The sequence below is a fragment of the Pseudomonas oryzihabitans genome, assembly GCF_007665395.1.
Taxonomy (GTDB): Bacteria; Pseudomonadota; Gammaproteobacteria; order Pseudomonadales; family Pseudomonadaceae; genus Chryseomonas; species Chryseomonas psychrotolerans_C.
Genome location: NZ_VDND01000010.1, coordinates 102,885 through 127,428, shown reverse-complemented (window position 1 = coordinate 127,428; position 24,544 = coordinate 102,885). Strand labels below are relative to the sequence as shown.

Sequence of the window (24,544 nt, the reverse complement as noted above, 5' to 3'; positions counted from 1 at the left end):
TCAGGCCACGGCCACCAGATCGAGGATGCGTTGCACCACCCGGTCATGGTCGATGCCGGCGGCTTCCGCCTCGAAGGACAGGATGATGCGGTGGCGGAGCACGTCGAAGACCACCGCCTGGATGTCCTCCGGGCTGACGAAGTCCCGCCCGGCCAGCCAGGCATGGGCGCGGGCGCAGCGATCCAGGGCGATGGAGCCGCGCGGACTGGCACCGTAGGTGATCCAGTGCGCCAGGTCCTGGTCGAAGCGGCCCGGGGTACGGGTCGCCATGATCAGCTGGATCAGGTATTCCTCCACGGCGTCGGCCATGTACAGCCCCAGTACCTCGCGCCGCGCCGCGTTGATGGCGGCCTGGGTGACGCGCTGGGTCGGCAGGGTTTCACCGTCCAGCGCCTCGCCCCTGGCCTGGGCCAGGATGCGGCGCTCCACCGCGGCATCCGGGTAGCCGATCTTGACGTGCATCAGGAAGCGGTCGAGCTGGGCCTCGGGGAGGGGATAGGTGCCTTCCTGCTCGATGGGGTTCTGGGTGGCCATCACCAGGAAGAGGTCGGGCAGGGCGTAGGAGGTGCGGCCGATGCTCACCTGCCGCTCGGCCATGGCCTCCAGCAGCGCGGACTGGACCTTGGCCGGCGCCCGGTTGATCTCGTCGGCCAGCACCAGGTTGTGGAAAATGGGGCCCTGCTGGAAGGAGAAGCTCGCCGTGTCGGGTCGATAGATCTCGGTGCCGGTGATGTCGGCCGGCAGCAGGTCGGGAGTGAACTGGATGCGGTGGAAGTCCGCTTCCAGGCCTTCCGCCAGGTCCTTGATGGCCTTGGTCTTGGCCAGCCCCGGGGCGCCCTCCACCAGCAGGTGACCGTCCGCCAGCACCGCGATGAGCAGGCGCTCCACCAGGGTTTCCTGGCCGAGGATCTGGCTGGTCAGGTAGGTGCGAAGCACCTGCAGAGCGTCACGGTGAGCCATGGGGCATCCTGAATACGGCGCGGGAGCGGTGGAGGGGCGGCAATTTTACTGCAAGCGGCGGCTGCCGCCCATGCCTACGCCGAGGTCGCCGGCAGCGCAGCCCTTGACGAATTTTTGACGATCCCTGGCGCAGGCTGGGCGATCGCCGGCGCGGCGGAGGTCTCGCTTCGCCCATTCGCCGGCTTCCCAGGCTGGCGCCCTGCCGTCGGACGGTTAAACTCCTTCGCCTGCCGACGCGCTCGGGGCCTCTGGCTCGCCGATCCCGAGCGGCTCGCCACCGCCGCGAATCCTCGCTCCCTTTGACAAGGTGTTTTCATGTCGCAAACGGAAGTCCCTCAATCCCCCCGCGCCGCTGGCGTCCGGCCCCTGCCGACGCTGGGCAGCCACCTGAGTTTCGTCCTGGGCTGCGGCCTGGCGCTGATGGTCATGTTCAGCCTGCTGCGCCTGGCGCTGCTGGGCTACAACACCGATCTGATCGGCACCTCGCCGTTCGCCACCTTCGCCGAGGCCTTCTTCAACGGCGCGCGCTTCGACCTGCGCCTGGTGGTCTATATCTGCGTGCCCTCGCTGCTCTGCCTGGTCAGCGTCCGGGCCATGGCCGCGCGGCGGTTGCAGGCCGGCTGGTTCACCCTGGCGGCGAGCATCTGCCTGCTGCTGGGCGTGGCCGAGCTGAACTTCTATCGGGAATTCCACCAGCGACTGAACAGCCTGGTGTTCCAGTACCTGCAGGAAGACCTGCACACCGTCACCAGCATGATCTGGAACGGCTTCCCGGTGGTGCGCCTGCTGCTGGCCTGGGCCGTGGCGACCCTGCTGCTGGGCCTGGTGTTCTTCGGCATCGAGCGGGCCACCCGCCGCCATGCTCCGGCGCGGCCGGCGGCCTGGTATCGCCGTGGCGCGGTGTTCCTGCTGTGCCTGGTGGTGGCGGTGATCGCCGCCCGAGGCACCCTGAGATCCGGTCCGCCGCTGCGCTGGGGCGACGCCTACACCACGGATTCGATGTTCGCCAACCACCTCGGCCTGAACGGCACCCTGACCCTGATCAATGCCGCCGAGAACAGCTTCTCCGACCACCGCGACAACAGCTGGAAGGCGACCATGCCGGCCGCCGATGCCCTGGCGGTGACCCGGCAGACGCTGCTGACCCCGCGCGATGAGCTGATCGATGCCGACAAGGCCGCCATCCGCCGGGTCTACACCCCGCCCACCGAAGGCCAGTTGCCCCAGGTGCGCAACGTGGTGGTGATCCTCATGGAAAGCATGGCCGGGCGCTACATCGGCGCCCTCGGCAACCAGGATGGCATCACGCCGAACTTCGATGCGCTGGCCAAGCAGGGCACCCTATTCACCCGCTTCTTCTCCAACGGCACCCATACCCACCAGGGCATGTTCGCCACCATGGCCTGCTTCCCCAACCTGCCGGCCTTCGAATACCTGATGCGCACGCCCGAGGGTGCCCACCAGTTCTCCGGGCTGCCGCAGCTGCTCAGCACCCGCGGCTTCGACGACGTCTACGTCTACAACGGCAACTTCCAGTGGGACAACCAGTCCGGCTTCTTCAGCAACCAGGGCATGACCAGCTTCGTCGGACGTGAGGACTTCGTGAATCCGGTGTTCATGGACCCGACCTGGGGCGTCTCCGACCAGGACATGTTTGATCGCTCGGTGCTGGAGCTGGACAAGCTGGCCAAGGCACCGGACGGCAAGCCCTTCTATGCGCTGCTGCAGACCCTGTCCAACCACACGCCCTATGCCCTGCCCAAGGACCTGCCGGTCACCCCGGTCACCGGTCACGGCTCGCTCGACGAGCACCTCACCGCCATGCGCTACGCCGACTGGTCGCTGGGGCAATTCTTCGCCAAGGTGAAGAACGAGCCCTGGTACAAGGACACCCTGTTCGTCATCCTCGGCGACCATGGCTTCGGCAACAACGAGCAGATCACCGAGATGGACCTGTCACGCTTCAACGTACCGCTGCTGCTGATCGGTCCGGGCGTGCAGGAAACCTTCGGCGCCCGCCGCGACACCGTGGGCAGCCAGATCGACGTGGTGCCCACCGTGCTGGCCCGCTTCGGCCAGCCGACCCAGCACCAATGCTGGGGTCGCGACCTGCTCGGCCTGCCCCAGGGCGACCAGGGCGTCGCCGTGATCAAGCCCTCGGGCAGCGACCAGACCGTCGCCCTGGTGACCGGTGATCGCATCCTGGTCAAGCCACGTGACCGCGATGCCGTGCTCTATCGCTACCACCTGGGTACCGAGGCCGGCGGCGAGGTGATCAAGGGCGATGCCAGCGTGCCTGAGCTGCAGAAGCGCCTGGAGGCCTTCATCCAGACCGCTACCGCCAGCCTGCTGGGTAACACCACCGGCATGACCGACAGCAAGGCCGCCGCGGCCCAGCGTCAGTAACGGCCGCCCTGGGATTCTTGCTTCAAAACAAAGGCCGCCCGAGGGCGGCCTTTGTTCTTGCCGGCAGGATCAGGCCGCGATGACCACGTCTTCGGCCTGCAGGCCCTTGTCGCGCTGGATCACCGAGAACTCCACGCGCTGGCCTTCCATCAGCACCCGATGGCCTTCGCCACGGATCGCGCGGAAGTGCACGAAGATATCGTCGCCGGTGTCACGGGAGATGAAGCCGAAGCCCTTGGAGGTGTTGAACCACTTCACCGTGCCGCGCTCGCGGTCGTCGGCCAGCGGCCGTGCCGGGGCGGCGACGGCCACTGCGGGGCGAGCCGCCGGACGCGGACGATTCTCCACCTCGGCAGCCGGCGCGGTAGCGGCCGGAGCACGAAACTTTTCCGGCAGGCTGGCCAGGGCGGCGACCAGGGTCAGCCCCAGGGGCAGCAGTTCGGCGGGCAGACCGCCGATGTGGGAGAGCGGGGCGAGCAGGATGAAGGTCTGCATCACGACGGCGAGCACCAGTAGGACGCTGGCGAGCTTCTGCACGCCACTGCTGCGGCTGCGGGAAAAGGGCGTGAAGAGGAGGGTGGCGAGACCCAGCAGGGCCAGGTGGATGGACTCGGGTTGATCGAAGGACGAGGTGTCGGACTGCAGTCCGGGAATAGCCGATAACAGGAGCGCGGCTGCGCCCACCACGACATGGACAGTAGATAACGTGTTCAATGTGAAATCACCTTGGGGTCAAGAACACGGGTCTGCCGAAACTGCCGGGATGAAGACCGACAGCGGAATGACCCGGCGCGGAACGCGCGTTCTTATTAAACCCAAAAGGTGAGGGGCACTCAATCGTGGCGCCGTCGCGGCACGCGGTCCGCGACGGCGCGGTGACTCAGGCGGCGAGCAGGCTGCGCAGCATCCAGGCGGTCTTCTCGTGGGTCTGCATGCGCTGGGTCAGCAGGTCGGCGGTGGGTTCGTCGCTGACCTTGTCCAGCAGCGGGAAGATACCGCGCGCGGTACGCACCACGGCTTCCTGGCCCTGCACCAGCAGGCGGATCATCTCCTGGGCGTCCGGTATGCCTTCTTCTTCCTTGATGCTCGACAGGCGCGCATAGGCGGCATAGGTGCCCGGTGCCGGGAAGCCCAGGGCGCGGATGCGCTCGGCGATGTCGTCCACCGCCACGGCCAGCTCGGTGTACTGGGTCTCGAACATCAGGTGCAGGGTGTTGAACATCGGCCCGGTGACGTTCCAGTGGAAGTTGTGGGTCTTCAGATAGAGGGTGTAGGTGTCGGCCAGCAGGCGCGACAGGCCCTCGGCGATCTCGGCGCGATCCTGTTCGGCGATTCCGATGTTGATTTCCATGCTGACGGCTCCTTGTGCGTCGGTTGCGAAGGGGGTCGAGGCTATCACAGAACCGCTGGCCGTTTAGCCAGTGTTCGCATGTCGAGCTGCGTGCCCGGCTACGGTAAAATCGTGACGGATGATATAGAATCTCCCGTTCAGTCGAGCGCCCGGTCTTGCCGGCCCGGCGCCTCCACGCATTCAGCCTGTTCTAGAGAAGCGAAACCACGACCATGATGCGCAGCCACTATTGCGGCCAGTTGAACGAGAGCCTGGACGGCCAGGAAATCACCCTCTGCGGTTGGGTCCACCGCCGCCGTGACCACGGCGGGGTCATCTTCCTCGACATCCGCGATCGCGAAGGCCTGGCCCAGGTGGTGTTCGATCCGGATCGCGCCGAGACCTTCGCCAAGGCCGACCGGGTGCGCAGCGAGTACGTGGTCAAGCTCACCGGCAAGGTGCGGCTGCGTCCCGAAGGCGCCCGCAACGCCAACATGGCCTCCGGCGCCATCGAGGTGCTGGGCTACGAGCTGGACGTGCTCAACGAGGCGGAAACCCCGCCGTTCCCGCTCAACGAATACACCGACGTCGGCGAGGAAACCCGCCTGCGCTACCGCTTCATCGACCTGCGTCGTCCGGAGATGGCCGAGAAGCTCAAGCTGCGCTCGCGCATCACCTCCAGCATCCGCCGCTACCTGGACGAGAACGGCTTCCTCGACGTCGAGACGCCGATCCTGACCCGTGCCACCCCCGAGGGTGCCCGCGACTACCTGGTGCCCAGCCGCACCCACCCCGGCAGCTTCTTCGCCCTGCCGCAGTCGCCCCAGCTGTTCAAGCAGCTGCTGATGGTCGCCGGCTTCGACCGCTACTACCAGATCGCCAAGTGCTTCCGCGACGAGGATCTGCGCGCCGATCGCCAGCCGGAATTCACCCAGATCGACATCGAGACCAGCTTCCTCGATGAACAAGACATCATGGACATCACCGAGACCATGGTGCGCAACCTGTTCAAGGAAGTACTGGACGTCGAATTTGGCGAGCTGCCGCACATGACCCTGGCCGAGGCCATGCGTCGCTTCGGCTCGGACAAGCCGGACCTGCGCATCCCGCTGGAACTGGTGGACGTGGAAGACCAGCTCAAGGACGTCGACTTCAAGGTCTTCGCCGGTCCGGCCAACGATCCCAAGTGCCGCGTCGCCGCCCTGCGCGTACCGGGCGGGGCGAGCATGCCGCGCAAGCAGATCGACGACTACACCAAGTTCGTCGGCATCTACGGCGCCAAGGGCCTGGCCTACATCAAGGTCAACGAGCGCGCCGCCGGCGTCGAGGGCCTGCAATCGCCCATCGTCAAGAACATCCCGCTGGACAACATCAACGTCATCCTCGACCGCGTCGGTGCGGTCGACGGCGACATCGTCTTCTTCGGTGCGGACAAGACCAAGATCGTTTCCGAGGCCCTGGGCGCGCTGCGCATCAAGCTCGGCCACGACCTGAAGCTGCTGACCTGCGAGTGGGCGCCGCTGTGGGTAGTCGACTTCCCGATGTTCGAGGAGAACGACGATGGCAGCCTGACCGCCATGCACCACCCCTTCACCTCGCCCAAGTGCAGCCCGGCCGAGCTCCAGGCCAACCCGGGTGCAGCGCTGTCGCGCGCCTACGACATGGTGCTCAACGGCACCGAACTGGGCGGCGGTTCCATCCGTATCCACGACAAGAAGATGCAGCAAGCCGTCTTCGAGGTGCTGGGGATCAGCGCAGCGGAGCAGGAAGAGAAGTTCGGTTTCCTGCTGGACGCCCTGAAATTCGGCGCGCCGCCCCATGGTGGCCTGGCCTTCGGCCTGGATCGCCTGGTGATGCTGATGACTGGCGCCTCGTCCATTCGCGAAGTCATCGCCTTCCCGAAGACCCAGAGCGCCGCCGACGTCATGACCCAGGCGCCCGGCGCGGTCGACGCCAAGGCGCTGCGCGAACTGCACATCCGCCTGCGCGAGCAGCCCAAGGCGGAATAAGCCTTACCGGAGGAGGGCGGCCCGGGTGGGCGCCTTCCGTTTCCTTCGTTTCACTGCGCCGCGGCCCTCGTCGTCGGGCGCAGTCTTCGTCAAGACAGTGGAGTAGCTCATGGCCGGTCATTCCAAATGGGCCAACATCAAGCACCGCAAAGAGCGCCAGGACGCCAAGAAAGGCAAGATCTTCACCAAGATCATCCGTGAACTGACCGTGGCCGCGCGCCAGGGCGGCGGCGTGCCGGCGGACAACCCCCGCCTGCGCCTGGCGGTGGACAAGGCGCTCACCGCCAACATGACCCGCGACACCATCGACCGGGCCATCGCCCGTGGCGTGGGCGCCGGCGAAGGCGAGAACGTCGAGGAACTGACCTATGAAGGCTATGCCCCGAGCGGCGTCGCCATCATCGTCGAGGCCATGACCGACAACCGCAACCGCACCGCGGCCGAAGTCCGCCACGCCTTCAACAAGTGCGGTGGCAACCTGGGCACCGACGGCTCCGTCGCCTACCTGTTCGAGCGCAAGGGCCAGATCAGCTACGCGCCCGGCCTGGACGAGGACGCCCTGATGGAAGCTGCCCTGGAAGCCGGTGCCGACGACGTGGTGGCCAACGACGATGGCTCCATCGACGTCTTCACCAGCTTCGCCGACTTCATCGCCGTCAACGAAGCCCTGACCGCCGCTGGCTACAAGGCCGACGAAGCCGAGGTGACCATGATCCCCTCGACCTCCGCGACCCTGGATCTGGAAACGGCGCAGAAGGTGCTCAAGCTGATCGACATGCTCGAGGACCTGGATGACGTGCAGAACGTCTATTCCAACGCCGACATCCCCGACGACGTCATGGCGCAGCTGGGCTGATGTCCCTCTACGAGCGCCTGCCGCCGGATGCCGCCGGTACCCTGGTCCTGGGCATCGACCCCGGTTCCCGGCTGACCGGCTTCGGCGTGGTGCGCGACACCGGCCGTGGCTGCGAATACGTCGCCTCCGGTTGCATCCGCACCGGCAATGGTCCGCTGCCGGAACGGCTGCAGATCGTCTACCGCGGTGTGCGCGACGTCATCGCCCAGTACGGGCCGGTGACCATGGGCATTGAGCAGGTGTTCATGGCGCGCAACGCCGACTCGGCGCTCAAGCTGGGCCAGGCCCGCGGCGCGGCCATCGTCGCCGGTGCCGAGGGGGGGCTGGAGATCTGCGAATACACCGCCAGCCAGGTCAAGCAGGCGGTGGTCGGCAATGGCGGGGCGGACAAGCAGCAGGTCATGCTGATGGTCATGCACCTGCTGCGGCTGACCGAGAAGCCCCAGATCGACGCCTCCGACGCCCTGGCCATCGCCCTCTGCCACGCCCACACCCGACAGAGCCTGGTGCCCCATGGCCTGCTCGCGACCCGGCGGCGCGGCGGTCGCCTGCGTCTCTAGTCCGCTCCCCCCAAACATCTCGCTCCAAGGTTGAGGAAGGTATCCCTGTGATCGGTCGTCTACGTGGCACCCTGGCGGAAAAACAGCCGCCCCATCTCCTGCTCGACGTGGGTGGAGTCGGCTACGAGGTCGAAGTGCCCATGACGACCCTTTATCGGCTGCCGGCCCAGGGCGAGGTCGTCACATTGCATACCCACCTCGTGGTACGGGAAGATGCGCACCTGCTGTACGGGTTCGGGGAAAAACGCGAGCGTGAGCTGTTTCGCGAGCTGATCCGGCTCAACGGTGTCGGCCCCAAGCTGGCCCTGGCGTTGATGTCCAGTCTCGAGGTGGATGAATTGGTTCGCTGTGTGCAAGCCCAGGACACCTCCGTCCTGGTCAAGGTGCCGGGGGTTGGCAAGAAGACCGCTGAGCGCCTGCTGGTTGAGCTCAAGGACAGGTTCAAGGCCTGGGAAAATCTGCCCGCTATCGCCCCTCTGGTATTGCCGAACCAGGCGCCCGCCGCCGCCAGCGCCGAAGCGGACGCGGTCAGCGCCCTGGTGGCCCTCGGCTTCAAGCCCCAGGAGGCCAGTCGAGCCGTCGCCGCCGTGGAAGGCGAAGACCTTTCCAGCGAGGAACTCATCCGTCGCGCCCTGAAGGGCATGGTCTGACCCCATGATAGAAACCGATCGTCTCATCTCGGCCGGTGGCCGCGACCGTGAGGAATTCCAGGACCGCGCCATCCGCCCGGTGCGCCTGGCGGACTACATCGGCCAGCCGGTGGTGCGCGACCAGATGGGGCTGTTCATCCAGGCCGCCAAGGGTAGGGGAGAGGCGCTCGACCACACCCTGATCTTCGGTCCGCCCGGTCTGGGCAAGACCACCCTGGCCAACATCATCGCCCAGGAAATGGGCGTGTCCCTGAAGAGCACCTCCGGCCCCGTGCTGGAACGGCCGGGCGATCTCGCCGCGCTGCTGACCAACCTGGAAGCGGGCGACGTGCTCTTCATCGACGAGATCCATCGGCTCTCGCCCATCGTCGAGGAGGTGCTCTATCCGGCGATGGAGGACTACCAGCTCGACATCATGATCGGCGAAGGCCCGGCGGCACGTTCCATCAAGCTGGACCTGCCACCCTTCACCCTGGTGGGCGCCACCACCCGCGCCGGCATGCTGACCAATCCGCTGCGTGACCGCTTCGGGATCGTCCAGCGCCTGGAGTTCTACGGCACGGCGGATCTCGCCACCATCGTCACCCGCTCGGCCGGCATCCTCGGTCTTGCCATCGAAGCCGAAGGCGCCCTGGAGATCGCCCGCCGGGCGCGGGGCACGCCGCGGATCGCCAACCGCCTGCTGCGCCGGGTGCGGGACTTCGCCGAGGTGCGCGGCAAAGGTCATATCAGTCACGACATCGCCAGTCGTGCCCTCGACTTGCTGGACGTCGATGCCCAGGGCTTCGACCACCAGGATCGGCGCCTGCTGCTGACCATGATCGACAAGTTCGACGGCGGGCCGGTCGGCGTGGACAGCCTCGCCGCTGCCATCAGCGAAGAGCGTCACACCATCGAAGACGTGCTGGAACCCTATCTGATCCAGCAAGGCTATATCATGCGCACGCCGCGCGGGCGGGTGGTCACCCGGCATGCCTATCTGCACTTCGGGCTCAACCTGCCCGCCCGTCTGGCCCAGGGTGGTACGCCCGATCTGTTCGAGGTCAATGGTAACTGAATGCAGTTGCGAATATTTCTGATTGGCAACGGCGAGGCTAGGTTCTAGAGTATGCACGCGCAACCGCGGAGCCCGTCGCCGCCCGTCCTCAGGTGTCGTGTCTATTACGAAGATACCGATGCCGGCGGCATCGTCTATTACGTCAATTACCTCAAGTTCATGGAGCGCGCCCGCACCGAGCGATTGCGCGGGATGGGCTATGCCCAGTCCGAACTCGCTCGGGACAATCTGCTCTTCGTCGTCCACAGCAGCGAAGCGCGCTACCATGCGCCCGCGCGCCTGGATGACGAACTGCTGATCGGCGCCGAGGTGGTCGAAGCGAAGCGCGCCAGCCTCAGGTTCCATCAAGAGGTACGACGCGCGAAGGATGATGTCCTGCTCTGCGAAGGGTGGGTGACGGTCGCCTGTGTGCGTGCCGATAGCTTCAGGCCCAGGGCGATGCCCGAAACCATGCGAACGGTTCTTGCCGGAAATCCGGCTTCTATTCAATCAGGAGATTAAGCGTGCAACCCAACGTCGACCATACGTCCATGTGGAGCCTCATCGCCAACGCCAGTCTGGTGGTGCAATTGGTGATGCTCATCCTGGTCGCAGCTTCCGTCACGTCCTGGATCATGATCATCCAGCGTGGCAACGCCATGCGCGCCGCCAAGCGTTCCCTGGATGCCTTCGAGGAAAAATTCTGGTCGGGCATCGACCTGTCCAAGCTGTATCGCCAGGCCGGTAGCAATCCCGACCCGGATTCCGGCGTGGAGCAGATCTTCCGTGCCGGCTTCAAGGAGTTCTCCCGTCTGCGCCAGCAGCCCGGCGTCGATCCCGATGCGGTCATGGAGGGCGTCGCCCGGGCCATGCGCGTGGCCATCTCCCGTGAGGAAGAAAAGCTCGAGCAGGCCCTGCCGTTCCTGGCCACCGTCGGTTCCACCAGCCCCTACGTGGGTCTGTTCGGTACCGTCTGGGGCATCATGAACTCCTTCCGCGGCCTGTCCACCGCCCAGCAGGCGACCCTGGCCACCGTGGCTCCCGGCATCGCCGAAGCCCTGATCGCCACCGCCATCGGTCTGTTCGCCGCCATTCCCGCCGTCGTGGCCTACAACCGCTTCGCCTCCCGCTCGGAAATGCTGATCAACCGCTACTACACCTTTGCGGATGAGTTCCAGGCCATCCTGCACCGCAAAGTCCACACCAGCGACGAATAAAGAGGTATCCCATGGTCCCTCGCCGCCAGAAACGCAAGCCCGTCGCCGAGATGAACGTGGTGCCCTACATCGACGTGATGTTGGTGCTCCTCGTCATCTTCATGGTGACGGCGCCCATGCTCAACCAGGGCGTCAAGGTCGACCTGCCCAAGGTCGACAGCCAGGCCCTGCCGCAGGACAACGACAAGCAGATCCTCACCGTGTCGGTGAAGGCCGACGGTACCTACTACTGGAACGTCGGTTCCGAGGTGGATACCGACCAGAAGGCCAAGTCCGAGACCGCGGTGTCCTTGCCACAACTGAGTCAGCAGGTCGGTGCCATCATGCGCCAGCGTGCCGACACCCAGGTGTTCATCCGCGGTGACAAGGCCGCCAACTATGGAGTCGTCGCCGGCGCCATGGGGGCCTTGCAGCAGGCCGGCGTGCCCAACGTCGGGTTGATTACCGAGGCGCCTTGATGCGACACCGCGAGCGTTCGTCGTCCGAAAGTTATTTCTGGCCGGTCATCTGGGCAGTCGCCCTGCATGTGCTGATCTTCGGCCTGCTGTTCGTCAGCTTCGCCTTCACCCCTGAGTTGCCCCAGTCCCGCCCGGTGGTCCAGGCGACCCTGGTCCAACTCAAATCCAAGAGCTCGGCGCAGGTCCAGACCGAGCAGAAGCTGGCCGGGGAAGCGAAGAAGACCGCGGCCAAACAGTACGAGCAGGAACAGCTGGAGCAACGCCGCCAGCAACAGGAAGCCCAGCGTGAAGCGGCGGCGGCCAAGGCGGCTCAGCAACAGAAGGAAGCCCAGCAGCAGGCCGCGGAACAAAAGAAAGCCGACGACGCTCGAAAGGCGCAGCAAGCGGAAGCGGCGGCGAAAGCCGCCGAAGCCAAGGCTGAGGCCGAGAAACAGGCGGAGGCCGCCAAGGCGACTGCGGAAGCCAAGCAGGCCGCCGAGCAGAAGAAGCAGGCGGACATCGCCAAGAAGAAAGCCGACGAAGCGGCCAAGCAGAAGGCGGCTGACGAAGCGGCGAAGAAAGCCGCGGCAGAGGCGGCCAAGCAGAAGACCGCGGAAGAAGCCAAGCAGAAGGCTGCGGCCGAGGCTGCCAAGAAAGAGGCAGCGGCGGAAGCGGCGAAGAAGAAGGCAGCTGACGACGCCAAGAAGAAAGCCGCCCAGGCGGCCGCCCGCAAGGCGGCGGAAGACAAGAAGGCGCAGGCCCTGGCCGAACTGTTGTCCGACGATACCCAGCGGCAGCAGGCGCTGGCCGATGAGCAGGGCGACGAGGTGGCGTCGAGTTTCGATGACCTGATCGTGCGTCTGGTCAGCGAGCAGTGGACGCGTCCGCAATCGGCCCGCAATGGCATGAGCGTCGAGGTGCAGATCAACATGCTGCCCGATGGCACCATCACCGGCGCGACCGTGACCCGTTCCAGTGGCAACAAGGAATTCGATAATTCAGCGGTGTCGGCCGTGCGTAACGTCGGTCGTATCCGTGAGCTGCAGCAGCTGGATCGCAAGAGCTTCGACCAGCTGTACCGTCAGCGCCGCATGATCTTCAAACCGGAGGACCTGAGTCTGTGAACACCCTGATCCGTTACATCCTGCTGGGCCTGGTCCTGGTGGTGGGCTCCGCCCAGGCGGCCGATCCGCTGGTGATCTCCAGCGGTAGTGATCGCGCCATTCCGATCGCCGTCGTGCCCTTCGGCTGGCAGGGTGGTCAGCCGCTGCCGGAAGACCTGGCCAATATCGTCAGTGACGACCTGCGCAACTCCGGGGTGTTCTCGCCGATTCCGCGGCAGAACATGCTCAGCCAGCCGAGCCAGGCCAGCGAAGTCATCTTCCGCGACTGGAAGGCGCTGGGCGCCAACTACGTGCTGGTCGGCAACGTCGTGCCCAATGGTGGCCGGCTGCAGATCAGCTACGCCCTGTTCAACGTCTCCACCGAGCAGCAGGTCCTGACCGGCAACGTCGGCGGCAGCACCGATCAGCTGCGCGACATGGCGCACTTCATCTCCGATCAGGCCTATGAAAAGCTCACCGGGGTGAAGGGTGCCTTCTCCACGCGCATCCTCTATGTGACCGCCGAGCGCTTCTCCGCGACCAATACCCGCTACACCCTGCAGCGCGCCGACTACGATGGCGCGCGTGCCGTGACCCTGCTGCAGTCCCGCGAGCCGATCCTGTCGCCGCGCTTCGCCCCGGACGGCAAGCGCATCGCCTATGTCTCCTTCGAGCAGCAGCGTCCGCGCATCTTCATGCAGTACATCGACACCGGTCGCCGCGAGCAGCTGACCAACTTCGAAGGCCTGAATGGCGCTCCGGCGTTCTCGCCTGACGGCAATCGCCTGGCCTTCGTGCTGTCCAAGGATGGCAATCCCGAGATCTATGTGATGGACCTCGGCTCCCGTGCCATTCGTCGAGTGACGAATGACTCGGCCATCGATACCGAGCCCTTCTGGGGCAAGGATGGTCAGACCATCTACTTCACCTCCGACCGTTCCGGCAAGCCGCAGATCTACAAGACCAGCGCCAATGGCGGGGGTGCTGAGCGCGTGACTTTCGTCGGTAACTACAACGCCAACCCGAAACTCTCGGCGGATGAAAAGACCCTCGTCATGGTGCATCGCCAGGAAGGTTTCACCAACTTCCAGATCGCTGCCCAGGACCTCCAGCGCGGCTCTGTACGGGTACTTTCCAACACCAGCCTGAACGACTCGCCCACTGTTGCACCCAATGGCACCATGCTAATCTACGCCACCCGCCAGCAGGACCGAGGCGTACTGATGCTTGTCTCCATCAATGGTCGCGTCCGGATTCCTATTCCCACCGCCCAGGGCGATGTGCGCGAGCCTTCCTGGTCTCCTTACCTGAACTGACGGCTAATTAGAAAAGTCCTTAGATACACCAACATTGCGGTTCTTTTAGGAGTTACATGATGGAAATGCTGAAATTCGGCAAGTTCGCCGCGCTGGCTCTGGCCATGGCCGTGGCCGTGGGCTGTTCCTCCAAGGGCGGCGACGCCTCAGGTGAAGGCGCTGGTGCTGGCGCTGGCGCCGGTGCTGTTGATCCGAACGCCGGCTACGGCGCCAACTCCGGTGCCGTCGACGGCAGCATGGGCGACGAAGCCGCTCTGCGCGCCATCACCACCTTCTACTTCGAGTACGACAGCTCCGACCTGAAGCCGGAAGCCATGCGCGCTCTGGACGTCCACGCTCGTGACCTGAAGGCCAGCGGCCAGCGTGTCGTGCTGGAAGGCAACACCGACGAACGCGGCACCCGCGAGTACAACCTGGCTCTGGGCGAGCGTCGTGCCAAGGCCGTTCAGCGCTACCTGGTGCTGCAGGGCGTGTCCCCGGCTCAGCTGGAACTGGTTTCCTACGGCAAAGAGCGTCCGGTCGCCGTCGGTCACGACGAAGCGTCCTGGGCTCAGAACCGTCGCGTCGAGCTGAAGAAGTAATAATCGATGTCTAAGCGCCTGCAATTCTTGATCGCCCTGACCCTCGGTGTACCGGTTGTCGCCGGGGCTCAGGTTCCCGTCCAGGATGGTAGTTATGGCACCACCCAGTCCGCTGGGCAGGGCTATGGCAACTCAGGCGCGGCCAGTGCCGGAAACGGGGCTCCCGTTTCCGGCATGGGTCAACTGTTCATGCAGTTGCAACAGATGCAGGACGACATCGCTCGCCTGCGTGGCCAGGTCGAGGTTCAGGAAAACGAGATCCGCCAGCTCAAGCAGGAAGGATTGGATCGTTACCAGGATCTGGATGGCCGTATTTCCCAGCTTTCTTCCGCCCCGGCCGGTGCCGGTGCTGGAGCGGCTGCAGGTGCCGCCCAAGGAGGCGCCATCGCGGCCAACAGTGCGCCGACGCCGCCCGCTGCGGCTGGAGCGCCGGCAGCCAGTAGCGAACCCGGTGATCCGGCGAAGGAAAAGCTGTATTACGACGCTGCCTTCGATCTGATCAAGGCCAAGGATTTCGACAAGGCCAGCCAGGCGTTCAACGCCTTCCTGCGCAAGTATCCCAATAGCCAGTATGCCGGCAATGCCCAATACTGGTTGGGCGAAGTGAATCTGGCCAAAGGCGATCTGCAAGCCGCTGGCCAGGCCTTCGCCAAGGTCAGCCAGGCGTATCCCACCAGCAACAAGGTGCCGGATTCGCTGTACAAACTGGGTGGGGTCGAGCAGAAGCTTGGTCGCACCGACCGGGCCAAGGGCATGTACCAGCAGGTCATCAGCCAGTATCCCGGAACCTCCGCTGCGCAGCTTGCGCAGCGGGATCTGAAAAGCCTGCCCTAGCGCAGGCTTTTTTCTTCTATCTACCGCAACGGAGGCGGATGGCCTGTTTAGCCGTCACGCCCGTGGCTTCTATGCAAAAAGATACCTTACGTCTTACCGAGATTTTCTATTCGCTCCAGGGTGAAGCCCGCACCGCCGGCCTCGCTACCGTCTTCGTCCGCCTGACCGGCTGCCCCCTGCGGTGCCAGTACTGCGACACGGCCTATGCCTTCACCGGCGGTGAGATCCATCACCTCGATGCCATCCTGGAGCAGGTCGCGAGCTATCGGCCACGGCACATCTGCGTGACCGGCGGCGAGCCCCTGGCCCAACCCAATTGCCTGGTCCTGCTCCAGCGCCTGTGTGACGCTGGCTACGAGGTATCGCTGGAAACCAGCGGCGCCCTGGATGTCAGTGGCGTCGACCCGCGCGTTAGCAAGGTGGTCGATCTGAAGACCCCGGGCTCGGGCGAGGTGGGCCGTAACCTCTATGCCAACATGGCGCACCTCACGCCCAACGACCAGGTCAAGTTCGTCATCTGCTCCCGCGAGGACTACGACTGGGCGGTTTCCAAGCTGATCGAGTATCGCCTGGAGCAGCGCGCGGGCGAGGTGCTGTTCTCGCCCAGCCATGGCCAGGTCGTGCCGCGTGAGCTGGCGGAGTGGATAGTCGCCGACAACCTGCCGGTACGCTTCCAACTGCAGCTGCACAAGATTCTCTGGAACGACGAGCCTGGACATTGAGCATGAGTCAGCCCAAAGCGGTCATCCTTCTTTCCGGCGGTCTCGATTCCGCCACCATCGTCGCCATGGCCAAGGCCCAGGGCTTCGCTTGCTATACGATGAGCTTCGACTATGGCCAGCGGCATAGGGCCGAGCTGCACGCCGCCGAGCGTGTGGCGCGCCAGCTGGGTGTCGTCGAGCACAAGGTGATCGGCCTGGATCTCAACGGCATCGGCGGTTCGGCCCTCACCGATCCGGACATTGCCGTCCCGGAAACGCCAGGGGAGGGTATCCCCGTCACCTATGTGCCGGCGCGCAATACCGTGTTCCTGTCGCTGGCGCTGGGCTGGGCCGAGGTGCTGGGCGCGCGTCACCTCTTCATCGGGGTGAATGCGGTGGACTACTCCGGTTATCCGGATTGCCGCCCGGAATTCGTCGAAGCCTTCGAGCGCCTTGCCAATCTTGCCACCAAGGCCGGTGTGGAAGGGGACACCTTCAAGATCGAGGCGCCGCTGCAATTCCTCTCCAAGGCGCAGATCGTCCAAGCCGGTACCCAGCTCGGCGTGGACTACGGCCTTACCGTGTCCTGCTACCAGGCCAGTGCCGAAGGCGAAGCCTGCGGCCGCTGTGACAGCTGCCGCCTTCGCGCCGACGGCTTCCAGGCGGCCGGAATTCCCGACCCTACGCGCTACCAATAAAAATTTTCATCTAGGGTGTTGATTATCCTGAGGAAATCGCTAGAATGGCGGCCACTAACGGGTCGTTAGCTCAGTCGGTAGAGCAGTTGGCTTTTAACCAATTGGTCGTAGGTTCGAATCCCACACGACCCACCATCTTCACCAGGAACCCTCCGCAAGGAGGGTTTTTGCGTTTCTCGCAGCTAAGACAAGCAGCCGTCTGGAGCGGAATCTAGCCCTGCGCCTCGATGATGTCAAACTGCACATGCCATGACCAGGAGCCTCAGGCGCGCCTGGTCTCAGCACCTATCTATAAAACTTCAACGCTGATGAGCTATCCGCGTCTGGCTGATGCGAAGGGTTGGGCTCCGTTGCTGATCCATTCAGCCAGCTGATCGAATGCCTCCTGAGAAAAAGATCCAGCTGCATTTGCTGACTGCAGGGCGGGCACTGCCATCGGTTGATTCAGGTGCTTCTGTAAACGCTCATGAGGCAGTCGAGCGCTGGTATCGACGCGTGCGAGCAAACTCTTTGGCATCTTGGTGGCACGGTCTTCCAGAACATTGCGCATCTGATGTGGATCGGTCTCGATGTACTCCATCGTTGTGACAATGCTGGAGTGATTAAGCAGGGCTTTGGCCACATGGATGTTTCGATCCGATTGCCGCATCAAGTCAGTCGCCAAGGTGTGCCTGAAACGGTGTGGCGTCATGCGCGTTCCCACGAGGGTAGTCAATTTTTTATACATTGACTCAATTTGGTTTATATCCATAGTGTCGCGTTTGTAATGTGGCGAAAATCTGTTCACGTTGAATAGTTGGTCTGTGGCATTGAAATGCAAAGAATCCGCCCAAGCCGTTAGCCTATCAATATGCTCATAGAGCGGGCCGGGAATAGGTAAAACGAATTCTTTGTGTGTCTTGTCGCTTTCACTTCTTATGTTGATGGTCTTTCGTTTCAGGCAGACGTCCTTTCGCTGCATCATTAGCAGTGAGTTAAGGCGAATTCCTGTGTAATGGAACGTCTCGTAGACTGATAGCCAGAACCAGGCAGGCGTGATACTGCTGCGTTTCCCAGAGACTCTCTCACTTTCCTGGAGTCTGAGCAGCAGCGATCGGCCTTGGGTGATAGCCTCGTGCGGCACAGTCTTCTTGCGTTTCTTAGGCGGAACTACGGAAGTTTCAGTAAATGGATTTTGCCGCATGCTCAGTAAATCATGCTTGATCGCATACTGGAAAAGCGTTTTAAGATGACTCGCGTACGTATTCCAGCTGCGCTTTGCTAAGCCGGAATCAAGAATTTCCTTTCTCCAAATTAAGACGTCTCGGTTATGGAGTTTTTCCAGTGCGAAATCTTCACCAAATCTTCGCTCTAGTGCTCTTGCGGCAGCCAAGTAAATGGTTCTAGTAGCAGACCTTAGATCGTGAGTCTCGTTGTACTCGCCGGCGATTTCGAGGATGTTCACTTTTCGACCGCCCCCGTTTCCTGCAAGCGCAAACTGCAATTGTCAAAAGGCGGTTGATTGAAAATTAGTGTTGGATTTTCTAGCAGATAGCCCTTGAGGCTCTTTGTCTTGCGGGGGCCCACGACTTCGCACGTCCAGATGTTGAGGTTGTCTGCTGTCTTTCTGTGCTGCTTCAGCTTTTCGAAAGCACGTTGCACCAGTTGCCAGGGATCTAGCTGTCTGGCCTTGGCGTCGATTTCTAAGTGGGGATGCTCTTGGGCGTATCGCTTGAACAGGCCTGGGCTAACCAGGAACGCGGTGCCATCTACCGTGTGGATCATCGCTTTGGCATCGTTGATCAATAGCTTGTGTGAAAGCACGCCTTGGCGGCTCCAGGCTATGAATGCCTGGCCTAAGTCGGCTGTAGTGATCGATTCAGCTCTTGGATGGGTTATGGCAGCGATAACGTGTTCTGGAAGGTTATCCACGTCTTGGAGACCTGGCGCTTCATGGGCTGAAACTGCTGGGGCATGAGCTGTTGCAGCGAATAGGTCGTCTGCGAGTGCGAGTATGTCTTCCATGGGGTCCAAACCGGTCTGGAATGCGGGCTGCGGCAGTGTTTCGGAATAGGCCATCGCTTGTGAAGATGTGACATTCGTCACATCTTGTGATATCGGATGTGATGGCAAAGTGATATCGCTCGTTGTGCCAGGGTGCGCTATTTCTGGCGGTCCGTCCTCGGTCTGCTCGAGCGTGAAAATTCCTGAAAAAGGGGCTGGGCGATCTGCAGGATCCGGCCAGACCAGCGCAGGCGAGACCTTGAGAAGGGTAAAGGTGTTCTTCCATCCGTGACCGGTATCGATCGTGGCCTTCCAGATAGCCTTGTCCTGAGCGTTGACCTGGATGATGGCCTGATCCTGGATCAGGTTGAAGAACGGTGCATTCGAGGTGGGAATGCCCTCCACACCCTGGGAGAGCATCAGTGCTCGCAACTGGTCTGAGGCAGGCTTGCTCACGAGCCATAGCGCATCTTGGGTCAGCCACCCGTCCGACGGCCCATCTGGTTGGTTCAGCTTGAATTTCTCGATGACCAGGGTACGTAGCCCATCAGCCAGTTGACGCTGGATCGTGTTCTTGGGTGCTTCCATCGCACGTTGCGGGTTGGCGCCAAGCTCTTGGGCAACACTCGCCTGGTCGGCCTGGACGATCATCTCGCCCAGTACGCCGGCATGCTGGTATTGCCCGGCCAAGACGAAGATCAGCGATGACCATAGCTCGCGGTAGCCACTGAGCCAGTCCAGCACGTGGGGCGGCAGCACCTGGAAATAGACAAGGGCTGAGGCAGCACCATGGAGCTGGTAGTCCCGACCTTTGACGTACCGAAAACGGTAGGGCTTTTCGATCCTGCCATGCCAGGGGTGCCAGGGCTTGCCATCTTCATGGACAACCTCGATGTCGACGGCGATCTTGCCTAGGTCATGGAGGAGGGCGCCGTAGGCGACCGCTGCAGACCAGGCCTCTGCCTGGGCCGCCTGTGACTCCGGTGGCGCGCCGATAGGGAGGAGGTAGTTCTGCCGGATCTTGAGGGCGTAGGCGACGATCTCCAGGCCGTGATCGAGGAGGCCCCCGGGGTAGGCGTGGTGGTGGTTTTCCGAAGCAGGAAGCTGCTGTACCAGGTCAGCGTAGCGTTCAAGGGGATCTCGGTAGAGCGAAGCAAACTGCTCGCGTGACAGTGACGTCCGCTGCCAGATGTTCTCGATGAGCTTCTGTCGGCGGGGGAGGGCAAGGAGATCCCTACCTATGGACGGCTGCGTGAAGCCCTGTTTGCCAGGGCCGGTTGGTGGGGATGGTGGGGCTTTCTTCCTGAAAAAGAGATCGAACATGGCATGCCCTTGGTAGTTCTTGGGCCTGCGTTGTCGATCAGCGGGGTCGTGCGGACAATGGTAAACCGCTATCACTGTCCAGAAGGTTGAGGCGGCGGATGGCCACTAGGATCGAGAGCCGGGGCACCCTTTGCTCTTCGCAGCCATGAAGTGACCCCCAAAATTTGGACACGAAGCTAGGGCTACGTCAGCCGGGTCATTCAAAGCAGTACATCTTCCTCGTCAGGAAAAAGGCCATAGCGGAGAGGCCGCCCAACACATGATGCCAGTCGCTAGCACCGCCGTTGCTTGCGTGTGTATTGGACTTATCGCCACAACACATTGCGCCCTATCCATTGCCGGCTAGTCTTAAATTGCATCGTTTCAACCGAGGGACATGAGATGGATAGCTTGCGTGAACGCTTGGAGGCGCTGGATCCTCCTGTGAAATCTTTTTTGGAATGGCGCGCTGACGGCTGGCTCGTCTGCCTGGTAGATCCCTCGGTGCCCGCGATGGTATCCCGGGTCATCGAATGGTCGGTCATGAACGATCTGGGTCAGACCAATATGATCATCCTGCATGCGGTCAACGAGCTGCGGCGCAAAGGGTCGCATCTACCACTGGAAGCCGACACCGCTCTCTTGGCAAAGCGGTTGTAAACGTCCTAGGCGCCAAAGAAAAGGCCAGAACTCCAGTGCTGGCCTTGGCTCAATACCTTGGGGGCTGACCGAGCCCAAGGCATGAGTGTAGGCCGATCAGTGATTCTTGCAGTGAAAACGGCGAGTTACCGACCAGTGGAATGAGGCTTGGCGTCAGGTTCATTCAACTGACTAAAAAGTTGTTAGCGCCTATCTATTCCGGACAACCCTGAACCTGCTTCAGCTTTCGTTGGTCGGCGGATGCTATCCATCCTGTAGATCGCAGGCCTCATGTCCCTCTAATGATTTTGATGACGACCCATAATCCAAGAGGGGTCAGCACTGGGGCCCGGCCTAAGCGGCTACCAGAAGTCGAAGAAAAATGAGAGGAGCGCGATGCCGATCACCAGATTTGCGAATGTTAGCACGGCGGTGGCCACCCGCTTTTCGGGGTCCATCACCCAACGAACCTCTGCACGCTTTGGGTCGAGCTTGCACCGTTCAGGAAAACTGACTCGTCATCCGAACGCTCAGCCGAACAACCCTTTTCAAGCCCTCCGGTGAGCCGCTGAAGAAAGACAGAGTCAGCGCTCGATTGGCCCATTATGATGCTGATGTTCAGATGATTGTTGAGCATGACGCGTGTGCGAAGCCTCCTAGTGGCGATGAACAGGGTGGTCTCGAGTCGCGTACGCATCTCAGTCGGTGAGGCTTGCAATAGTCATAGGTTGGACTCGAATAGTGCAGGTCTTTTGATTCGAAAATGGATAGCTTGTGACAACGATTGGCGAATCAGTTGCTACAGCTACTGAATCTGATCCTTGTCGGCTACACGTTAACTGGCCTAAAGCCATCTGGTCGCGATGGCATTCTCAATCGACCCACGAGCCACGTGGCGCTATAATTTGACTCAACGATAATCGCGATAAGCATGGCCTTTTGCCAGTGAGCCCCTGATAAATGTCAGCTAGCCTACCTCCACTGCCTAACGACCGTGCAGCTTCTGCTATTTCAGGCTTCATTGCTGACATGGATCGCGCGCTGGATTGGACGACCCTGGAACCTCACTTTCGCCGTGCGGGTGCCCATTTGGCCGCGTTGAACGACGTCCAGACCATTTCCGGCGCAATTCTTCAGGGCTGCACCTTGGTGCTCGACAGGCTCTATCACGAGCACTCTCGTCGCTTGTGCTGTGACGCTCCCCATCCCTGGTTACTCCTCTTCCCCGAGAGCTATTGCAGTGCTTGATCACACGCTTCCGCACCTGCCTGACAGCGACATGGTTACCGCTTTGCGCGAGCATGATTGGTCCGCCTCTCCATTAGGAGCGGTGAAGGACTGGCCCGCCTCGCTGCAGTCCAGTGCCGCGCTCATGATTAGCACGGCCGGCCCGATGTTCATCGTTTGGGGAAAGGACCTTACCTATCTCTACAACGATGCCCTCATCCCCATTCTTGGTCTGCGTCATCCAATTGCCTTTGGCCATAGCTTCCAAGATGCCTGGCCAGAGGTATGGACGGAGCTTGAACCCTTGGTGGCACGTGCGTACCGGGGCGAAGCTTTTACACAAAAGGATCTCCTTCTGCGGCTCGAACGAAGGGGCTACGTCGAAGATGCCTTTTTCACTTACTTTTGGACCCCTATTCGCCTGGATGACGGCACAGTAGGGGGGTTCCTAGGGGGCTGCATTGAAACGACGGGACCGGTCCGACAGCAGCAAGCCCTAGAAAGCGTCAACCAGCAGCTGCACCAGCAGATCCAGACTAGCCAGAAGGAGCAAGATCGGCTCAAGTCACGTGATTTGCTGAACGTATTCAAGGACCGTATCCGGGATCTGGATGATCCACTGGACATGGCGGCCATGGCTGCTCAGGTGATGGGAGCGCGGCTCGATCTTCAAGCCGCGGCCTATGCCGTCATGGATGAGGACGGCGTCTATGTCCACGTGGAGCGTGACTGGACGGCGGGAAGCGGCACGCGCTTGGCCGGCCGCTACCTTTTCGAGGAGTACGGCTCCTATGTGGAAGATCTGCGCCGGGGTCAAACGGTGGTCATCCACGATGTGGCGTTTGATCCCCGCACTCGCGATCAGGTCACTCGGTTCTCGGCCATCAACGTCCACAGCCTGATCAACTTTCCGATCATGGAGCACGGGCGTTTTGTCGCCGCGTTTTTTGTCGTGTGCGCCCACGCCCGTCAGTGGCGAGAGGATGAGATTGCCTTCGTCAAGGATATCGCAGAGCTGACGCGCTATGCCGTCGAGCGCCGGCGGGCGGAGCAGCGCCTGCAGGCGCTGAATGCAACGCTGGAACAACAGGTCGTGCACCGCACACGCGAGCGCAACCGGGTCTGGGAAACCACTAATGACCTCATGGGCAGCGCGACCCTGGCAGGCTACCTCAAGGTCGTAAACCCTGCCTGGCAGCAGGTGCTGGGGTGGAGCGAAAGCGACCTACTGGGTCGTCCCTTTATCGATTTTGTAGATCCAGATGATCACCCTGGCGCGCTTAAGGCATTAGAGCGTTTGGCTCAAGGCGAGACGATCACGGGCTTCGTAGATCGCCTTATCACCCGTGAGGGCAAGCGTCGCACCATCATGTGGACCGCCGCGCCGGATCCCGGCACCGAACTGTTCCACTTTGTCGGCCGCGACCTAACTGACCAGCGTGAGATCGAAGAGGCTCTGCGTCAGGCGCAAAAGATGGAGGCAGTCGGACAGTTAACGGGGGGATTGGCTCACGACTTTAACAATTTGTTGGCCGGCATCTCAGGGTCGTTGGAGCTGATGACCGCGCGGATCAGCCAGGGACGAGTCAATGAGCTGGATCGGTACCTCACAGCTGCTCAGGGCGCCACGAAGCGCGCCGCGGCGCTGACTCATCGCCTGCTCGCCTTTTCGCGTCGGCAAACGCTTGCCCCCAAACCAACCGATATCAATCAACTGGTGAGTGGCATGCTGGACCTCATTCAACGCACGGTTGGCCCCGCCATCGAGGTGCAAAGCGTGGGCACCGTCGGGCTATGGCCAGCGCTTGTGGATGCATCGCAGCTGGAAAATGCCCTGCTCAATCTCTGTATCAATGCACGTGATGCCATGCCCGGCGGTGGCAAGATCACCATCGAAACCGGCAATCGCTGGATTGATCGACGCGGTGGCCAAATGCACGACATTCCGGCCGGTCAATACCTGTCGCTCTGTGTCTCGGATAATGGCTCTGGCATGTCCAAAGCCACGATGGCCAAAGCCTTCGATCCCTTCTTTACCACCAAGCCGATGGGGATGGGGACTGGCCTGGGGCTGTCGATGATCTATGGGTTCGCTAAACAGTCCGGAGGCCAGACTCGCCTCTACTCTGAAGAAGGCGATGGGACCATGGTCTGCATCTACCTGCCCAGGTATGTTGGTGCGGCTGGTATCGAAGTCATAGACGACGCTCTCGGCCAGCGTGAGACCGCGCGTGAGGGTGAAACCGTTTTGGTGGTCGACGATGAGCCCACGGTGCGCATGCTGGTCACAGAGGTGCTGGAGGAGTTGGGTTACGTCGCGATTGAAGCCGCCGACAGTGTCTCCGGACTCAAGGTGCTGGAGTCGGATGTCCGCATTGATCTGCTGGTGTCCGACGTCGGCCTGCCGGGCGGGATGAATGGCCGGCAAATGGCTGATGCTGCACGGGCCAGTCGACCTGATCTGAAGGTCCTGTTCATCACCGGCTTTGCCGAGAATGCGTTACTCAACAACGGTCAACTAGAACCCGGTATGTCGGTGCTGACCAAGCCCTTCGCCATGGACGTCTTGGCCGCGCGTATGCGGGAGTTGATCGGGACGCCGTCATGATGTCGGTGGTCACCGGATAAGGGCAGTGGCATTGGCAGCCCCTAACTATCATCTTAATCTGACCGCGTTAAGGCGCTCAGGCGATATTGCG

General features: G+C 62.2%; 22 protein-coding genes, 1 tRNA gene and 1 pseudogene. 18 read left to right on the top strand and 6 right to left on the bottom strand.

Going from position 1 to position 24,544, the window contains the following annotated elements; all coding sequences use genetic code 11:
- Complete coding sequence (locus tag FSV73_RS19440) at positions 1-960, bottom strand: AAA family ATPase (RefSeq protein WP_145010049.1); 960 nt, start codon at positions 958-960, stop codon at positions 1-3.
- A gap of 315 nt (positions 961-1,275) precedes the next feature.
- Here FSV73_RS19440 and FSV73_RS19435 point away from each other — a divergent pair, with 315 nt between their 5' ends.
- Positions 1,276-3,366 carry an LTA synthase family protein gene (locus tag FSV73_RS19435; protein WP_145010046.1) on the top strand — a complete coding sequence of 697 codons (2,091 nt, stop codon included), beginning with the start codon at positions 1,276-1,278 and terminating at the stop codon, positions 3,364-3,366.
- Between the two features lie 69 nt (positions 3,367-3,435).
- Here FSV73_RS19435 and FSV73_RS25850 read toward each other — a convergent pair whose 3' ends face one another.
- The 3 genes and pseudogenes from FSV73_RS25850 to FSV73_RS19425 all read right to left on the bottom strand — a co-directional run bounded on the left by FSV73_RS25850 (position 3,436) and on the right by FSV73_RS19425 (position 4,717).
- The gene (locus FSV73_RS25850) at positions 3,436-3,651 is read right to left on the bottom strand and encodes a cold shock domain-containing protein (RefSeq protein WP_160923550.1); all 216 of its coding nucleotides are present in this window, start codon (positions 3,649-3,651) and stop codon (positions 3,436-3,438) included.
- 120 nt (positions 3,652-3,771) lie between these two features.
- A pseudogene (locus tag FSV73_RS25930) lies at positions 3,772-4,080 on the bottom strand (cold shock domain-containing protein membrane protein); the annotation flags it as partial.
- A gap of 166 nt (positions 4,081-4,246) precedes the next feature.
- Positions 4,247-4,717 carry a Dps family protein gene (locus tag FSV73_RS19425; RefSeq protein ID WP_145010043.1) on the bottom strand — a complete coding sequence of 157 codons (471 nt, stop codon included), beginning with the start codon at positions 4,715-4,717 and terminating at the stop codon, positions 4,247-4,249.
- A gap of 212 nt (positions 4,718-4,929) precedes the next feature.
- Here FSV73_RS19425 and aspS point away from each other — a divergent pair, with 212 nt between their 5' ends.
- From aspS to FSV73_RS19350, 15 genes are all read left to right on the top strand, one after another.
- A complete protein-coding gene (gene aspS, locus FSV73_RS19420) occupies positions 4,930-6,705 on the top strand; it encodes an aspartate--tRNA ligase (protein WP_145010040.1) in 1,776 nt (591 codons plus the stop codon).
- Positions 6,706-6,814: 109 nt separating this feature from the next.
- The gene (locus FSV73_RS19415) at positions 6,815-7,561 is read left to right on the top strand and encodes a YebC/PmpR family DNA-binding transcriptional regulator (protein WP_059226922.1); all 747 of its coding nucleotides are present in this window, start codon (positions 6,815-6,817) and stop codon (positions 7,559-7,561) included.
- Complete coding sequence (gene ruvC, locus FSV73_RS19410) at positions 7,561-8,121, top strand: crossover junction endodeoxyribonuclease RuvC (RefSeq protein ID WP_145010037.1); 561 nt, start codon at positions 7,561-7,563, stop codon at positions 8,119-8,121. The genes FSV73_RS19415 and ruvC overlap by 1 nt, the downstream gene beginning before the upstream one ends.
- A 47-nt stretch (positions 8,122-8,168) precedes the next feature.
- Complete coding sequence (ruvA, locus tag FSV73_RS19405) at positions 8,169-8,771, top strand: Holliday junction branch migration protein RuvA (RefSeq protein ID WP_145010034.1); 603 nt, start codon at positions 8,169-8,171, stop codon at positions 8,769-8,771.
- A gap of 4 nt (positions 8,772-8,775) precedes the next feature.
- Positions 8,776-9,828, top strand: a complete 1,053-nt coding sequence (ruvB, locus tag FSV73_RS19400) for a Holliday junction branch migration DNA helicase RuvB (protein WP_145010031.1) — start codon at positions 8,776-8,778, stop codon at positions 9,826-9,828.
- A 51-nt stretch (positions 9,829-9,879) separates the two neighbouring features.
- A complete protein-coding gene (ybgC, locus tag FSV73_RS19395) occupies positions 9,880-10,329 on the top strand; it encodes a tol-pal system-associated acyl-CoA thioesterase (RefSeq protein WP_145010028.1) in 450 nt (149 codons plus the stop codon).
- Positions 10,330-10,331: 2 nt separating this feature from the next.
- The gene (gene tolQ / locus FSV73_RS19390) at positions 10,332-11,024 is read left to right on the top strand and encodes a protein TolQ (protein WP_145010026.1); all 693 of its coding nucleotides are present in this window, start codon (positions 10,332-10,334) and stop codon (positions 11,022-11,024) included.
- Between the two features lie 11 nt (positions 11,025-11,035).
- Positions 11,036-11,482 (top strand): protein TolR, encoded by a 447-nt coding sequence (tolR, locus tag FSV73_RS19385; protein ID WP_145010022.1) that lies wholly within the window; start codon positions 11,036-11,038, stop codon positions 11,480-11,482.
- Entirely contained in the window at positions 11,482-12,585 is a 1,104-nt protein-coding gene (gene tolA / locus FSV73_RS19380) for a cell envelope integrity protein TolA (RefSeq protein WP_145010276.1), read from the top strand. Before tolR ends, tolA begins: the two co-directional genes overlap by 1 nt.
- Entirely contained in the window at positions 12,582-13,880 is a 1,299-nt protein-coding gene (tolB, locus tag FSV73_RS19375) for a Tol-Pal system beta propeller repeat protein TolB (protein ID WP_145010019.1), read from the top strand. Before tolA ends, tolB begins: the two co-directional genes overlap by 4 nt.
- Before the next feature lie 59 nt (positions 13,881-13,939).
- On the top strand, positions 13,940-14,461 hold the full coding sequence (gene pal, locus FSV73_RS19370; protein WP_007160328.1) for a peptidoglycan-associated lipoprotein Pal: 522 nt from the start codon (positions 13,940-13,942) through the stop codon (positions 14,459-14,461).
- Positions 14,462-14,467: 6 nt separating this feature from the next.
- A complete protein-coding gene (gene ybgF, locus FSV73_RS19365) occupies positions 14,468-15,295 on the top strand; it encodes a tol-pal system protein YbgF (RefSeq protein ID WP_145010017.1) in 828 nt (275 codons plus the stop codon).
- Positions 15,296-15,366: 71 nt separating this feature from the next.
- The gene (queE, locus tag FSV73_RS19360; protein ID WP_186309287.1) at positions 15,367-16,017 is read left to right on the top strand and encodes a 7-carboxy-7-deazaguanine synthase QueE; all 651 of its coding nucleotides are present in this window, start codon (positions 15,367-15,369) and stop codon (positions 16,015-16,017) included.
- Between the two features lie 2 nt (positions 16,018-16,019).
- Positions 16,020-16,694 carry a 7-cyano-7-deazaguanine synthase QueC gene (queC, locus tag FSV73_RS19355; protein ID WP_145010011.1) on the top strand — a complete coding sequence of 225 codons (675 nt, stop codon included), beginning with the start codon at positions 16,020-16,022 and terminating at the stop codon, positions 16,692-16,694.
- 59 nt (positions 16,695-16,753) lie between these two features.
- Positions 16,754-16,829, top strand: a tRNA-Lys gene (locus tag FSV73_RS19350).
- 178 nt (positions 16,830-17,007) lie between these two features.
- Here FSV73_RS19350 and FSV73_RS19345 read toward each other — a convergent pair.
- Positions 17,008-18,138: a tyrosine-type recombinase/integrase gene (locus FSV73_RS19345; protein WP_186309285.1), complete on the bottom strand. Its 1,131-nt coding sequence runs from the start codon at positions 18,136-18,138 to the stop codon at positions 17,008-17,010.
- Entirely contained in the window at positions 18,135-20,000 is a 1,866-nt protein-coding gene (mobH, locus tag FSV73_RS19340; RefSeq protein WP_145010006.1) for a MobH family relaxase, read from the bottom strand. The genes FSV73_RS19345 and mobH overlap by 4 nt, the downstream gene beginning before the upstream one ends.
- A gap of 381 nt (positions 20,001-20,381) precedes the next feature.
- On the opposite strand from mobH, the gene FSV73_RS19335 reads away from it, so the two are divergent.
- Positions 20,382-20,639, top strand: a complete 258-nt coding sequence (locus tag FSV73_RS19335; RefSeq protein ID WP_145010003.1) for a hypothetical protein — start codon at positions 20,382-20,384, stop codon at positions 20,637-20,639.
- Between the two features lie 1,351 nt (positions 20,640-21,990).
- Complete coding sequence (locus FSV73_RS19330; protein ID WP_186309288.1) at positions 21,991-24,453, top strand: ATP-binding protein; 2,463 nt, start codon at positions 21,991-21,993, stop codon at positions 24,451-24,453.
- Positions 24,454-24,544: the final 91 nt, after the last annotated feature.

Bases quoted from the DNA above. Each gene is read 5' to 3' on its own strand.
- FSV73_RS19440 (WP_145010049.1), bottom strand. From the start codon at position 960: ATGGCTCACCGTGACGCTCTGCAGGTGCTTCGCACCTACCTGACCAGC.
- FSV73_RS19435 (WP_145010046.1), top strand. From the start codon at position 1,276: ATGTCGCAAACGGAAGTCCCTCAATCCCCCCGCGCCGCTGGCGTCCGG.
- FSV73_RS19425 (WP_145010043.1), bottom strand. From the start codon at position 4,717: ATGGAAATCAACATCGGAATCGCCGAACAGGATCGCGCCGAGATCGCC.
- aspS (WP_145010040.1), top strand. From the start codon at position 4,930: ATGATGCGCAGCCACTATTGCGGCCAGTTGAACGAGAGCCTGGACGGC.
- FSV73_RS19415 (WP_059226922.1), top strand. From the start codon at position 6,815: ATGGCCGGTCATTCCAAATGGGCCAACATCAAGCACCGCAAAGAGCGC.
- ruvC (WP_145010037.1), top strand. From the start codon at position 7,561: ATGTCCCTCTACGAGCGCCTGCCGCCGGATGCCGCCGGTACCCTGGTC.
- ruvB (WP_145010031.1), top strand. From the start codon at position 8,776: ATGATAGAAACCGATCGTCTCATCTCGGCCGGTGGCCGCGACCGTGAG.
- ybgC (WP_145010028.1), top strand. From the start codon at position 9,880: ATGCACGCGCAACCGCGGAGCCCGTCGCCGCCCGTCCTCAGGTGTCGT.
- tolR (WP_145010022.1), top strand. From the start codon at position 11,036: ATGGTCCCTCGCCGCCAGAAACGCAAGCCCGTCGCCGAGATGAACGTG.
- tolA (WP_145010276.1), top strand. From the start codon at position 11,482: ATGCGACACCGCGAGCGTTCGTCGTCCGAAAGTTATTTCTGGCCGGTC.
- pal (WP_007160328.1), top strand. From the start codon at position 13,940: ATGGAAATGCTGAAATTCGGCAAGTTCGCCGCGCTGGCTCTGGCCATG.
- ybgF (WP_145010017.1), top strand. From the start codon at position 14,468: ATGTCTAAGCGCCTGCAATTCTTGATCGCCCTGACCCTCGGTGTACCG.
- queE (WP_186309287.1), top strand. From the start codon at position 15,367: ATGCAAAAAGATACCTTACGTCTTACCGAGATTTTCTATTCGCTCCAG.
- queC (WP_145010011.1), top strand. From the start codon at position 16,020: ATGAGTCAGCCCAAAGCGGTCATCCTTCTTTCCGGCGGTCTCGATTCC.
- mobH (WP_145010006.1), bottom strand. From the start codon at position 20,000: ATGTTCGATCTCTTTTTCAGGAAGAAAGCCCCACCATCCCCACCAACC.
- FSV73_RS19335 (WP_145010003.1), top strand. From the start codon at position 20,382: ATGGATAGCTTGCGTGAACGCTTGGAGGCGCTGGATCCTCCTGTGAAA.
- FSV73_RS19330 (WP_186309288.1), top strand. From the start codon at position 21,991: ATGATTAGCACGGCCGGCCCGATGTTCATCGTTTGGGGAAAGGACCTT.